The following is a 13976-nucleotide window of genomic DNA, read 5'->3' as shown; positions in this document are numbered from 1 at the left end:
TATTTAAATTTACTAATATTATCTTCTCAAATTAATCCTGTCTTCTATTTGATCCACCGCTATATGTGCGTCAAAAGCTGCTATAAGTTCTTTTGCTTTTTTTGCGGTCCGCGAATTCGGATATTTTCTTATGATCCTGCTGTATTCTTCTTTGGTGTCATCCATCAATTTCCCTTCTGTTCTGTCATAAGTCGGTGAACTGTCCATTCCAAGAATATAATCTAACAAATAATCATCATATGCTCTTTTCGCTTTCTTTATCAACGGGCTTTTAGGAAATTTATTCATAAAATTCTCCCAAGCATCAGTCTGTCCCCTAATTCTTCCCAAGTAATCTTTTACCTCTGTTTTAGCCATTGAATCATTGACTGTTTCTGTATCCGATACTTTCTGTACTTCTTTTTTGCAGGAAAAAACAAGTACAGAGAGTATACAGACGGCTAAAGTCTTTTCTATTATCTTCTACAGATCTGCAATTAATCTAATTTCAAATCTTTTCTTACGTCCTCGATTTTAGCTTCTAATGATTTCAGTTTATCTGTAAAATCTGCTTCGGACGTTACCGTATCCTTTACAGAGATATAAAATTTAATTTTTGGTTCCGTTCCCGAAGGTCTTACACAAACTTTGGTTCCGTCCTGAGTATAATAAATCAATACATTCGATTTTGGAATGTCGTTCATTACTTTTGTTTCGTTCTTTGAAACGATGAAACTGGTCTGTTCTTTAAAGTCCTTTACTTCTTCTACCAGTGATCCGGCCAGTTCTTTCGGTGGATTCTCACGGAAATTTTTCATCATATTCTGAATTTCTTCAGCGCCTTCTTTTCCTTTTCTGACGATATTGACCAGGCCTTCATAGTACATCCCAAGATCTTCATAGATTTCAATCATGTACTGATACATTGTTCTTCCATTGGCCTTACACCATGCCGCAATTTCACATGCAACAAGAATACTTCCACATGAATCTTTATCACGCACAAAATCCCCGGTCATAAAACCGAAGCTTTCCTCCCCACCACACACAAATTTTTGTGTTCCTTCTGCTTCACGGATCATTTTTCCAATCCATTTGAATCCTGTCAGTCCAGATTTGCATTCCACACCGAATTTCTGTGCAATATCAAAGAAAATATCTGAAGTGACAATCGTAGAACCGATGAACTCTTTTCCTGTGATTTTTCCCTGCTTTCTCCATTCATTTAAAATGTAGTAAGTCAGGATGGTATTGGTCTGATTACCATTCAGAAGCTGCATTTCACCGTCAAGGTTTCTTACGGCAATTCCCAATCGGTCACCATCAGGATCTGTTCCGATCACGATGTCTGCGTTGGTAATTCTTGCCAGATCCATGGCCATTTCTAATGCTGCAGGTTCTTCCGGATTTGGAGATTCTACTGTGGTAAAATTACCGCTTGGAATCATCTGTTCTTTCACCAGATCCACTTTTTTAAATCCTGCTTTTTCTAAAGCCTTGGGGATCGTTGTATAGGTTGTTCCGTGGATAGAGGTAAAAACAATATTCAAATTCTCTTTTCCTACATTCTGGTAGGTTGAGTTTTCAATACAGGCATCGATATAAACATCATCCTGCTCTTCTCCGATCCATTCGATCAGATCATCATTTCCATTGAATTTGATTTCTTCAAATTTCACAGAATATACTTCATTGATAATCGCTTCATCATGAGGCGGAACAATTTGTGCACCGTCATTCCAGTATACTTTATAACCGTTGTATTCAGGTGGATTGTGCGATGCAGTCAATACAATTCCTCCGTTACATTTTTTGTCTCTTACGGTGAATGACAATTCCGGAGTCGGTCTGTGGTCTTTGAAAAGCAATACTTTAATTCCGTTGGCTGTTAAAACATCAGCCACGAGTTTCCCGAATTCTTTTGAATTATGACGTACGTCATAAGCAATGGCCACTTTGATTTCTTCTCCTTTGAACTGCTGGAGCATATAATTGGCCAATCCCTGGGTAGCCTGTCCTAATGTATATTTATTTAAGCGGTTGGTTCCTACTCCCATGACCCCTCTCATTCCTCCTGTTCCGAATTCAAGTTCTCTGTAAAAAGAATCTTCCAGATCCGTGGAGTTGCTGTCGATCAAAGTTTGTACGGCATCTCTTGTTTCTTTATCGAATGTATCACTTAACCAAAGTTTTGCTTTTTCTAATGTTGTCATATGTGTATTTAAGTTTAGAAGCGGGAAGTTTGAAAATGGAAAAAATTCTGGATCCGAATTCTTATTTCCTGCTTTTGTTTGATTATTCTTTTAACTATTTTGTTTGGAGTATAGAGGCTTTGAAGATGGTGGAAATTTGTGACAACTTAAAAATTGCATGTCCAAAATCCATAGATTTTTGCCCGATAATCAATTTCTCAATTTGAAACGCATTCATTTCTTTTTTGCCTATGATAACTTCGCTCCTCCATGTTCCTTCTAACTATTCCAATTTTTTATTCTCAACACGAGCCTGCTTATCAATTTTAAAGGCACGAATCGGGTTGTCATAATAGATAAATTTGGCCGTATTCTGAATATGTCCTTTTAAAGAATCTTTTACATTCACTTCTGCGTAGTTTCCGTTTTTAGAATCGATATTCAGGTTTTCTATTTTCCAGTAAGGAGCGATCAGACTGGCTGTGTCTGAGATCTTTATCACTGCATTTTTGGTCAGTCCCAAAAAGTTGGCGCGACTTTTATTCTGCATGTCTACTTCTGCCCTTCTTGTGTTCACTGAACCCATAAAAGTAGCGTGATTTTTTAAATTAAGCCTAAAATTGTCAGTCTTAATTTCACTTGAAATATTCATTTCTACAGAGTCTGCAACAGCCACTTTTTCAAGATTATATTTAGAATAAATCGTCACATTATAAAAATCTACTCCTTTCGTTCCTTGTTTTTCTTTGATAAAAAGGGTCTTGTCTTTTACATCTACATCCAAATTGCTTGCTACATTGGGATATGTTTCAATTTCCACAAAATTCTTATCGCCTCTGGCATAAAATAAACGGAATTTTCCTTCCAGATCCAGATTCACAAATTCTGAAACATCCACGTCCTTTCTTTCAATATTTCCTTTCGGAGAAACTTTTCCGCAGGAAACCACCGCCAGCAGCAGGGATGTGTACCATATTTTTTTCATATTCAATTTAAAATATTCTATATAAAATCGTAATTATGGCAAGACTTTCTACTCCCATCAGAACATAAAGTACCTATACTCTCCAAAGCAGACCGAGTTTTGAGTATGAATTTTTAAATGCACTCCAATACGTAACTGCCGGAAAGAGAATGAAAAGAATGAACAAAGCCTTGTCTAAAATATTGCAAATCTCCGCTGCAGGTTTCCACAGACTGATAAGACTTACCATATCATTAAACAAAAATAGGATTAAAATTCCTAACAGGCTTACTGTTCCAATGATAAAATGCTCGGCAATATTCAATTTTATTTAACAACAGTATCAGGATTATCGCTGTATTTCATTTTTAACTTATGATCGACCCTTCTCTATTTGCCCTTATCTCGTGGCGAAATAAAGGAGTTATCTCTATCAAATACCAGCATTCCTTTTCCGTATCGGGAATTATTCTTCTTCGTCTTCAGCGTATCAATTGTGGTTAGCTTCCCATCACACCCATCTATAAACTCCCAGGATCCCAGAAGAGCTGACGATTTACAGGAAGACAATAAAATCAGGAAAAAACAGATAAAAATATAGGGTGAAAATTCATTATTCTTTGTTATCAATCTTATCAATTACAAAGCAAATATAAGTAAAAAACACTGCTAAAAACAGGTTATCATTATGTTTTTTACCAGCTTATCACCCTTTTGTTGTTCTTTATATTTGCTGAATTATTTTAGAATATAATCCGTTGATATTAATCTTTCAAAAAATTCAGAATAAAAAATGCCCCAAAAAGTTTAAAACTCCTTAGGGCATTTTATGATAGATCAGGATTTTACAGTATTGAGCAAAAACCTATTTTAGTAATTTTCAATTGATGCAGAATAGATCATCAGTGCAACAAGAATAACAACAATAACTGCGCCAATGATAAGCGGTTTCCATAGCGCTTTCTTTGGATATTGCTCTTCATTCGGAAAATATTTCGGAACAAAATAATAAGAAAGAAAACTTCCTCCTGCAATACCGCATAAATAGGACAGTGAACTTTTCGGATTCTCCGGTATATTGACAATAAAAATAGTCAATGCGGTAATTAAAATAGAAATTCCAAGTACCGTATAAGCCTCTTTCTTTTTATTGACATCCAGCAGATTCTGAAATAATAAAACACCGCCAAAAAGCGTAGAAAGAAAAATTGAAAATCCTAAAATTGCTTTTTTTGAGTATATTTTGGGTAGTTTCTCTTCCATGATTATATTACTTCATCGATATTATAATTCTTATGTTCTCTATTGGTCCTGATGATCATTTCACCTAAGAATCCTGCTATAAAGAGCAGTGTTCCCATGATCATCATCGTGAGAGCAATAAAAAACCAAGGATTATTGGTGATCAGATGTCCATAAATTCCTCTTGCGACATCAATTAGTTTTGAAACTCCTAACCCAAGTGCAGAAAGAAAACCAACGATAAACATAACCGTTCCTACGGCACCGAAGAAATGCATTGGCCTTCCTCCGAACCGGCTTACAAACCAAAGCGTTACAAGATCCAGAAATCCTCTGATAAATCTTTCGGTTCCGAATTTTGAAGTTCCGTAAGGCCTTGCCTGATGCTGTACTTCTTTTTCAGTAATTCTTCTGAATCCCGCATTGGCAGCCAGTACAGGAATATATCGGTGCATATCTCCATACACATCAATTGATTTTATCACCTGTTTTTTATAGGCTTTCAAACCGCAGTTGAAATCATGAAGATACACTCCTGATACTTTTCTTGCTGCTGCATTGAATAGTTTTGACGGAACATTTTTGGTCATTACGTTGTCAAAACGTTTCTTTTTCCAGCCTGAAACAATATCATAGTTATCTTCAATAACCATCTTATAAAGCTCAGGAATTTCTTCCGGAAAATCCTGTAAATCAGCATCCATGGTAATAACCACATCTCCGTTTGCTCTTTCAAAAGCAGCATGAAGGGCTTGCGATTTTCCATAATTTCTGGAAAATTTTATGGCGTGGATCTGAGGGTGCTGAACCTTCATATTTTCAATAATACTCCACGACAGATCTGTACTTCCGTCATCTACAAACCAGATTTCATAGGACAATCTGTTTGAATAACACACATTATCAATCCTTGAAAAAAGCTCTTCCAAAGAGTCCTCTTCGTTTAATAACGGAATAACTATAGATAAATTCATTTAATTTTAATAAAAATTATTCTTGATTTTCTGTTTCCTGGTAAACTGATCTCGTTCTGAAAAACGCTCCAAAAAACACTGACAAAACTACGTAAAATATAAGGATTGCCGCAAAATATCCTGAAAAATGACTTGCTGTAAGCATATCTTTTCCTTTAATGGCTTCCGGAGAAAAGCTTGGAAGCCTTTCTTTGTATTTTTGGTCTAATTCGTCGATATCTTTCTGATGTTTCATGATCTTTCTTGCAGACTGATACTCAGAATCTAATTCGGTTTTTTGTCTCTGCACATACTGGTAGTTCAGTAGTTTTTTTGCCTCCGGATCTACAAAGTTCAGGAAAGCATAGATGCTGAAGATGGAAAGAATTCCTCCGATAAACATCGGAACAAACGCTCTCGAAAACGCATCTTTAAAACGCACCACTCTATTTTTGTTCCAGAAAGTTTTCACGGACCAGAAAGCGCCTCCCGCATAGACAATCGGGAGAATAAAAGCATTGATTTTCAGCGAAGTATCAAAATAACTGATTCCCGAGAAAAAGTAATAGGCTACAAAAAAAATGATCATTGTAGCGATAAAAAGTATAATTCCTAATGTTGATGGACTTTTCGTCATGTTAGATTTTTTAAAAAAAGTTGAAAAATTATTGCTCTAAATTCCAGCTATTTAGCTTAAATACTGCATTTTTTCGACTAATTTTCTTTAATAATATTTTGAAGTTTATAAATTATTCCTACCTTTGCAACGGCAAGTCCTAAACAACCAGCTCCTGAGAATCCTCCAGGGTGGGAACGCAGCAAAGGTAATTGGTCGTAGCGGTGTGATTTAGGTAGCTTGCCATTTTTTTTTATTTTAAGTTGAAGTAAGGTAATTGGAAGATTATCTTTTTTTGTTTCTATACTTTTCAACATACTCATTTTCATTTTCAAATTACCCTTCATTCTTTATTTAAAATTCAAACTCCTCTCCCAGTTTAGGCAGAACAAGTTCTACATTTTTATCAGCAAAATGCTTCAATGCACTTTCATGATTAATCTCAATAGCAGGGAAAGTATCAAAATGACATCCGATCACTTTCGGGGTCTTCAATAATTCTGCTGCTGCAAAAGCGGCTTTTCTAGGGCACATGGTATAGTGGCTTCCAACAGGAAGGATAGACAGGTCAATATTCCCGAAAAGCCTTGGAAACAGCTCCATATCCGCCATTACTCCGGTATCTCCGGCCATATAGATGTTCTTCCCTTCAGGAAGTCTGAAAATATATCCTACAGGAACACCTCCGTAGCTCCCATCAGGGAATGAACTCGTATGATGAGCCGGTACCATGGAAATTTTAAGATCGTCGATTTTTGCCGATCCTCCTAAGTTCACATCATCTTTGTTCTTTGCTGTTTTAAAGTACGCACAGATTTCCGGAACTGCAATAATGGTAGCTTCCGGGTGAAACTGTAATACTTCTTCCACATCAGCGATATGATCGCCATGCGCGTGAGTCAACAAGATATAGTCGATCTTCTGAGCGGCTATATCAAAGCCTGATTCCGCTTTTTTGTAATTGTAAAAAGGATCACTTAAAATTGTTTTGTTTTTGTATGTAAACAAAAAACAGTTTTGTCCTAAAAATTGTATTTTCATTTTTAATTGATTTTTTTATTAAGTACATGAAACTGTTGAGTTGAATAAAATCTGATACAACAGTAAGCACGTAGGTATTATGACAAAGATCTGAAGAATTAATAAATGTTTTTGAGGCTTAATTTTTCCTATCAATAGCAAAAAAGCCAGCACTCCATTGGCAACGACTATTAAAGAGGTTAAAAACGGAAGAAAATTGATATCAGAAACCGACATCCCTTCGCGTAATTCTCTGATCAAATCGTACATGAGAATTAAAGTAAGAATAACAGATAAACAAGAAGTTGCCTTATATACTACATTTTTCATTTATCGTTTATTTCTGTGGAAATTTATCCCCGATCAGATTCAATCTGATTCCATATTCCAGATACGCCTTACAACCGTCGAGAACTGTTGTAAACCCACCTGTATTGTCATTCATCACTTTGAGAAGGTCCTGGCCTGTCTGGGCAAAACCATAGCTTTTAATAACAACGAGAGTGCCTTGCTCCATTTTTTTGAATTCATAGTCTACGTTTACAGCAGGATCTCCCCACTCTGTTTTGATCAACTGATTGGGAATAATCTTTAAAACATTTACCTTGGATTTTGCACCATACATTTCCCATTCCCAGGTTACTGTTTTATTTTCTTCCAGTTTTCCGGTAGATTTTGTAAACCAGAACTGAGTGGTTATTTCAGGATTGATGAATGCTTCAAAAACCTCTTCCACTGGTTTTCTGATAAGCATCTGAGCTTCAACGTAGACATTTGCACTCATCAGGATATTATTTAGTTAAAAAAATTAAGTCCAAACGCTGTAAGAACTGCCATTACAAAGGTCATGATACCCACTTGTTTCAAGTACTGATCTAATTCCTTAGGTTCTTTCACCGTCATTATTTTTCTTCTCAACTTCATTAGTGGTAAAAGAAGGATCATCACAATAAAAACGTAATAATTCTGAGCCTGTATGAAACCGTTCATTCCTAAAAACATAAGGATGAAGATCAACGGAAGCTGCAGTAAAATCATTTCGTAGATCATGGCATTTTTAAAGCCTATTCTCAGGGCTAAACTTTTTTTTCCGGATAATCTGTCACTTTCAATATCCCTCATATTGTTAAGGTTTAAAACTGCCATACTCATCATTCCGATAGCTGTTCCGGGAAGTAGCATATCCCAGCTGAAAGTTTTTGTAAACAGAAAATAGCTCCCGCACACGGAAACCAGTCCGAAAAATACAAACACAAAAAGATCTCCCAATCCCATGTATCCGTAAGGCTTTTTTCCTACGGTATATCCTATTGCTGCTAAAATACAGGCAATACCCAATCCGATGAAAGTATAAAATTCTTTCATAAAATCAGGAAAAAATGCCACATATAGAAGTCCAACGGTAGCTATAAATGACAGTACAGAGAAAAGAATGACTGCATTTTTCATCTGCTTAGCTGTAATCTTTCCTGAAGCTACTGCCCTTGACTCTGCTTCATTGATTCTTTTGGCGTCGGTTCCTTTGACACCGTCTCCGTAGTCATTGGCATAGTTTGATAAAATCTGATATAAAAGCGTCACTAAAAGTGCCAGAGCAAAAATTCTCCAGTCCCACGTTCCACCCTCGCGGTAAAGCCTCCATTTTGCGATGAAAGCCCCCATAATAATTCCGCTTAATGAAAGCGGTAAAGTTCTTAGCCTTGCGGCCTTTATCCAATCAGTCATAATTTGTATAATGTAAAATGTACGATGTACAATGTAAAAGTGTAATGCATATTATTAATACATTTTACTTTGTATTTTAATACAGTCTTAAGAGATCCACTGATTTTCTCCGAAGTCCGGTTTTCTTTTTTCAAGGAATGCATTTCTTCCTTCCTGCGCTTCTTCTGTCATGTAAGCCAAACGGGTTGCCTCTCCTGCAAATACCTGCTGCCCTACCATTCCATCGTCGGTAAGATTCATGGCAAATTTCAGCATTCTGATAGATAATGGAGATTTGGCTAAAATTTCCTGAGCCCATTCATACGCTGTATCTTCTAATTCTGCATGTGGAATCACCGCATTGACCATTCCCATGTCCATCGCTTCCTGAGCAGAATAATTTCTACCTAAAAAGAATATTTCACGGGCTTTTTTCTGCCCTACCATTTTAGCAAGGTAAGCAGAACCGTACCCCCCGTCAAAACTTGTAACATCTGCATCAGTCTGCTTGAAAATGGCGTGTTCCTTACTTGCTAACGTAAGATCGCAAACTACATGAAGTGAATGTCCGCCACCAACAGCCCATCCCGGAACCACCGCGATAACAACTTTTGGCATGAAACGGATTAAACGCTGAACTTCCAGAATATTTAAACGATGTCTTCCATCTTCTCCCACATATCCCTGATGTCCTCTCGCTTTCTGATCTCCTCCGCTGCAAAAAGCCCAACCTCCGTCCTTGGGACTTGGCCCTTCTCCGGTAAGCAAAACAACCCCTATTGAAGAGTCTTCAGAGGCGTCATAAAAAGCATCGTATAATTCGGAAGTTGTTTTTGGACGAAAAGCATTTCTAAGCTCAGGTCTGTTGAAAGCAATTCTTGCTACACCATTACATTTTTTATAGGTAATATCTTCGTATTCTTTGACGGTTTTCCACTCTATCATCTTGTAAAAAATTTTTCTCAAAGATACGGAATTGCTTAGAATTTTTACAGTGAAATTTAACTATAATCGCTGTAGAGGAGCGTATTGTATTTTCGATTAAAAAAACAAAAAACCGGAACATTTCTGCTCCGGTTTTCATTTATTATTCAATTAAAGAAATACTATTTCGCTTTTGCTTTAAGCTCAGCTTCTTTAGCTTTTAAATCTTTAATTTTATCCATATTTTTTGTGACAATATAGATTTCTTTTAGTGCAGTAAGCGCATCAAGATTTTCTGGTGCCGCTTTGTACCAACCTTCAGCATATGGAAGTGCTTTACTAAATCTTTCTCTTCTTGCATCGATCAGTTTAGTAGCTTCATCCGGCTTATCTTTTCTTGAAGCATTAATCTGAGCTACTATTTTAGAATCATCCCCAACCACTGCATACACAAGGTTTTGATACGCATTATCGAAATCTGGTTTAATCTCGATTGCTTTTTTGAATGAAGCAATGGCATCTTCTACTGTAGCAGGGTTTTTAGACTGCATAACTCCAAGATTATACCAGTTGGTAGCATCATTAGGATTTTTAGCCAACTGCTCTTTCAATGCTCCAATGAATTTTTCTGTGTTTCCAGAATCATAGTAAGCGGTAGCCTGAGCTTCTTTAAGTTTAGCATTATTCGGATATTTTGCCAATCCTTTTTCAATGATCACTAATGCTTCATTAGATTTCTTTGCATTAAGAAGCAATGTCGTTAACGTTTCATATAGATCCGGTTCAACACTTGCTGTCTGTTCAGTTTTGAAATCTGAATAATCAGCATTCTTCTTCATCAACTCCCAGGTAGCTTTATCCAAAGGTACTACTTGTCCGGTTTTCTTCTCTTTTGCAGTATAATTTGTCTGAACACCTGTAAAACCGGAATTAATAAGATCTGTATATATTTTGATGGATTCTTCGGTGTTATTGGCCAAAGCATAACTTAATCCTGCATAATACATGTATATCTTATCATCCTGTCCGCTTGTTTTCAGTAAGTTATAAACTTCTAAAAACTTAGGGGCGGCAACAGTGTAGTTTTTTGCATTATACGCATCCATTGCTGCTTTGTTCGTTTCCTGCAATTTGGCATTCACATCACCCTTCTGTCCGAAAACGAAAGCAGAAGCCACGATTGCTATACCTAAAATGAGTTTCTTCATAATAACTATATTATATTAATTGTACATTTTATTCTTCAGAATCAGAACCCTCATTTTCCTCTGCCTGAGTATCCTGTTCAGCCTGAGGTGTTATATTGTCTTCCTGGTTATCAGTTGCAATCACCGTTCCTTCTTCATTTTCTTCAGAATCTTCCTCTACCACATCTTTATCCATTTCTACTTTTGCAATGGCTGCAATTTCGTCATTTTTCTTAAGATTGATCATTTTTACTCCCTGGGTATTTCTTCCCATTACTCTCATTTCATCCATATTCATTCTGATGGCAACACCGGACTTATTGATGATCATCAATCCGTCTTCGTCTGTCACATTCTGAATAGCAATCAGATTTCCTGTTTTTTCGGTAATGTTTAGCGTAATAACTCCTTTTCCTCCTCTGTTGGTAATTCTGTAATCTTCTACGGCAGTTCTTTTTCCGTATCCTTTTTCAGAAACGACAAGAACTGTTTCTTTGTCCACATCATTCACAACAATCATACCAATTGCCTCATCATTCTCATCCATCGTGATCCCACGTACCCCAATAGATCCTCTCCCTACCTCTCTTACTTTTTCTTCAGGGAAACGGATACATTTACCATTTTTAGTAGCAATCATAATCTGAGACGTTCCGTTGGTTAAGTAAGCTCCTAACAACTGGTCATTATCTCGGATTTCAATAGCGTTCACCCCATTCACTCTTGGTCTTGAATACGCTTCAAGAGACGTTTTCTTGATGGTTCCATTCTTGGTTACCATTACTACGCTCATCTGATTGACATACTCAGCATCCTTCAGGTTATTGGTTCTGATATACGCTTTGATCTTATCATCCTGTTCGATATTGATCAGGTTTTGTACTGCTCTTCCTTTTGAAGTCTTAGATCCTTCAGGAATTTCAAATACTCTTAACCAATAACATCTTCCTTTTTCTGTGAAGAACAACATGTACTGATGGTTGGTCGCAGATACGATATATTCAAGGAAATCTTCATCCCTTGTTGTCGCTGCTCTGTTTCCTACTCCACCTCTGCTCTGAATTTTGTATTCAGAAAGGGAAGTTCTCTTAACATATCCTGCGTGTGAAATCGTAAGAACCACTGCTTCATTCGGGATAATATCTTCAATAGACATTTCTCCTCCTGAATAGTCAATGGCAGTTCTTCTTTCATCACCATATTTTTCTTTAATTTCAGCCAGTTCTTCTTTGATGATTTCGAATCTTCTAGGTTCATTAGCCAAGATATCTTCCAAGTTCATGATCTCTTTCATGATCGCGTCATATTCATCACGGATCTTGTCAAGTTCCATTCCTGTAAGACGTGCTAACCTTAAATCAAGGATAGCCTGAGCCTGAATTTCAGAAAGATCAAATGCCTCGATCAATCCTTCTTTTGCACCCTGAGGGTTTGCACTGTGACGGATGATGGAGATTGCCCTGTCTAATGAATCCTGAGCTCCGATCACTTTCATGAAACCTTCTAAGATATGTGCTCTTTCTTTTGCTTTCTTAAGCTCAAAATGAGTTCTTCTTACAATAACTTCGTGTCTGTGCTCTACAAAATGATGAATGATATCTTTTAAATTCAGCTGTTCAGGTCTTCCTTTTACCAAAGCAATGTTGTTAACACTGAAAGAAGTCTGAAGTGCTGTATATTTATATAACAGGTTCAGGACAACGTTAGGAATCGCATCATTTTTAAGTTCATATACGACACGCAGACCATTTCTGTCCGATTCGTCTCTGATCTCGTGAATACCTACAATTTTATCATCCTTAACAAGTTCAGCTGTTCTGGCAATCATGTCAGCCTTATTTACCTGGAAAGGAACTTCAGTAACGATAATCGCATTTCTGTTTCCAATTTCTTCGAAATTGACTTTTGCTCTTAACACCACTCTTCCTCTTCCCGTATGGAAAGCATCTCTTACTCCGTCATAGCCATAGATTATCCCTCCTGTAGGGAAATCCGGAGCTGTAATATGCTGCATTAATTCATCGATGGTAATATCTTTATTATCGATATACGCCGAAATAGCATCTACAGATTCTGATAAGTTGTGAGGTGCCATATTGGTTGCCATCCCCACAGCGATCCCAGATGTTCCGTTGACCAGAAGATTTGGAATTTTAGTAGGCATAACGGTGGGTTCCGTCAAACTGTCGTCAAAGTTATTTTGAAAATCAACAGTTTCCTTATCTAAATCGGCAAGAATATCATCCGATATTTTTTTCAGTCTTGCTTCTGTATAACGCATTGCTGCAGGCGGGTCTCCGTCCATTGAACCGAAGTTACCCTGTCCGTCTACCTGAGGATAACGTAAGCTCCAAGGCTGAGCCATTCTTACCATTGCATCATAAACAGAAGAGTCTCCATGCGGGTGGTATTTACCTAAAACATCCCCAACAATTCTGGCCGATTTCAAATATTTCCTATTAGAAAAAACCCCTAATCCATACATACCATAAAGTACTCTTCTATGAACGGGCTTCAGGCCGTCTCTTACATCCGGCAACGCTCTTGAAACGATAACCGACATCGAATAATCGATATAAGACGATTTCATTTCATCAACAATGTTGATAGGAATCAGTCTTTCTCCTTCTTTTTGCATAAACAAATTTTATTATAATGACAGTCAGACCCTTAGCTGTGCGTCTGAAAATTATTTATTTCCAATTTTTATTAACGGGCTAATTTACGAAATTTTTACCGATTTTTGTGCTAGAATTTATCCAGAAAATCTTAAAAATTCATAAAATATGAGCTTATTGAGTATAACTTTCCATTGTACTAAAAACAATATTGAAGAATGGGAAAATTATATTGACGAAACACTGATCCAGATGGCTGAAAACCTGATGGATGTCAATAAATATATTCTTTCTGACGTGCACACTGATTATATTGATGAGGGTAAGAATTACAATCTTCTTCTGATTTTTGATAATGAAGAACTCAGAGAGGATTTCATCAAAAGTGAGATGCTGAATATCGCAGAAAGGGTTGAGAAAAAATTCGGAACGGAAGTCATGATCTTCAATACATTCCTGAATCCTAAGAAATCCAGATTTTAATGACTAGTCCTGAAAATCTGATACAGATTAAAGGACAAAAATAAATAATTAAACCAGAGCAAATTTGTTTTTGCTTTGGTTTTTGTTTTTATAA

Annotated in this window: 14 protein-coding genes and 1 other RNA gene; 2 read left to right on the top strand and 13 right to left on the bottom strand. The window is 36.8% G+C overall.

The window, feature by feature from the left end; translation table 11 throughout:
* Window positions 1-18: 18 nt before the first annotated feature.
* From BUC06_RS13130 to BUC06_RS13100, 6 genes are all read right to left on the bottom strand, one after another.
* A complete protein-coding gene (locus BUC06_RS13130) occupies window positions 19-357 on the bottom strand; it encodes an outer membrane protein assembly factor BamD (protein ID WP_073334473.1) in 339 nt (112 codons plus the stop codon).
* A gap of 119 nt (window positions 358-476) precedes the next feature.
* Complete coding sequence (locus BUC06_RS13125; RefSeq protein WP_073334472.1) at window positions 477-2192, bottom strand: phospho-sugar mutase; 1716 nt, start codon at window positions 2190-2192, stop codon at window positions 477-479.
* Window positions 2193-2454: 262 nt separating this feature from the next.
* On the bottom strand, window positions 2455-3156 hold the full coding sequence (locus tag BUC06_RS13115) for a GIN domain-containing protein (RefSeq protein ID WP_073334470.1): 702 nt from the start codon (window positions 3154-3156) through the stop codon (window positions 2455-2457).
* 849 nt (window positions 3157-4005) lie between these two features.
* Complete coding sequence (locus BUC06_RS13110) at window positions 4006-4398, bottom strand: hypothetical protein (protein ID WP_073334469.1); 393 nt, start codon at window positions 4396-4398, stop codon at window positions 4006-4008.
* 2 nt (window positions 4399-4400) lie between these two features.
* Window positions 4401-5351 carry a glycosyltransferase family 2 protein gene (locus BUC06_RS13105; protein ID WP_073334468.1) on the bottom strand — a complete coding sequence of 317 codons (951 nt, stop codon included), beginning with the start codon at window positions 5349-5351 and terminating at the stop codon, window positions 4401-4403.
* 16 nt (window positions 5352-5367) lie between these two features.
* A complete protein-coding gene (locus BUC06_RS13100) occupies window positions 5368-5967 on the bottom strand; it encodes a DUF4199 domain-containing protein (protein ID WP_073334467.1) in 600 nt (199 codons plus the stop codon).
* 130 nt (window positions 5968-6097) lie between these two features.
* Between BUC06_RS13100 and ffs the strand changes: the two genes are divergently transcribed.
* An RNA gene (gene ffs, locus BUC06_RS13095) (signal recognition particle sRNA small type) lies at window positions 6098-6195 on the top strand.
* Window positions 6196-6300: 105 nt separating this feature from the next.
* On the opposite strand, the gene BUC06_RS13090 is transcribed toward ffs, so the two are convergent.
* The 7 genes from BUC06_RS13090 to gyrA form a co-directional block, all read right to left on the bottom strand.
* Window positions 6301-6987 (bottom strand): metal-dependent hydrolase, encoded by a 687-nt coding sequence (locus tag BUC06_RS13090; protein WP_073334466.1) that lies wholly within the window; start codon window positions 6985-6987, stop codon window positions 6301-6303.
* An 18-nt stretch (window positions 6988-7005) separates the two neighbouring features.
* Complete coding sequence (locus BUC06_RS23575; RefSeq protein ID WP_139263357.1) at window positions 7006-7296, bottom strand: hypothetical protein; 291 nt, start codon at window positions 7294-7296, stop codon at window positions 7006-7008.
* A 7-nt stretch (window positions 7297-7303) separates the two neighbouring features.
* Window positions 7304-7750 (bottom strand): SRPBCC family protein, encoded by a 447-nt coding sequence (locus BUC06_RS13085; RefSeq protein ID WP_073334465.1) that lies wholly within the window; start codon window positions 7748-7750, stop codon window positions 7304-7306.
* An 11-nt stretch (window positions 7751-7761) separates the two neighbouring features.
* The gene (gene menA, locus BUC06_RS13080; RefSeq protein WP_073334464.1) at window positions 7762-8691 is read right to left on the bottom strand and encodes a 1,4-dihydroxy-2-naphthoate octaprenyltransferase; all 930 of its coding nucleotides are present in this window, start codon (window positions 8689-8691) and stop codon (window positions 7762-7764) included.
* 87 nt (window positions 8692-8778) lie between these two features.
* Window positions 8779-9615, bottom strand: a complete 837-nt coding sequence (locus tag BUC06_RS13075; RefSeq protein WP_034725441.1) for a 1,4-dihydroxy-2-naphthoyl-CoA synthase — start codon at window positions 9613-9615, stop codon at window positions 8779-8781.
* Window positions 9616-9776: 161 nt separating this feature from the next.
* Window positions 9777-10802, bottom strand: coding sequence for a tetratricopeptide repeat protein (locus BUC06_RS13070; protein ID WP_073334463.1), 1026 nt, complete (start codon window positions 10800-10802; stop codon window positions 9777-9779).
* Between the two features lie 28 nt (window positions 10803-10830).
* Window positions 10831-13419 carry a DNA gyrase subunit A gene (gyrA, locus tag BUC06_RS13065; RefSeq protein ID WP_073334462.1) on the bottom strand — a complete coding sequence of 863 codons (2589 nt, stop codon included), beginning with the start codon at window positions 13417-13419 and terminating at the stop codon, window positions 10831-10833.
* Window positions 13420-13567: 148 nt separating this feature from the next.
* Here gyrA and BUC06_RS13060 point away from each other — a divergent pair, with 148 nt between their 5' ends.
* Window positions 13568-13882: a DUF4286 family protein gene (locus BUC06_RS13060; protein WP_073334461.1), complete on the top strand. Its 315-nt coding sequence runs from the start codon at window positions 13568-13570 to the stop codon at window positions 13880-13882.
* The last annotated feature ends 94 nt before the right edge of the window (window positions 13883-13976 follow it).

This window comes from Chryseobacterium carnipullorum (genome assembly GCF_900142785.1).
GTDB lineage: Bacteria > Bacteroidota > Bacteroidia > Flavobacteriales > Weeksellaceae > Chryseobacterium > Chryseobacterium carnipullorum.
Note: the sequence above shows the minus strand (reverse complement) of the source record. Positions and strands in the feature narration are given on the sequence as shown.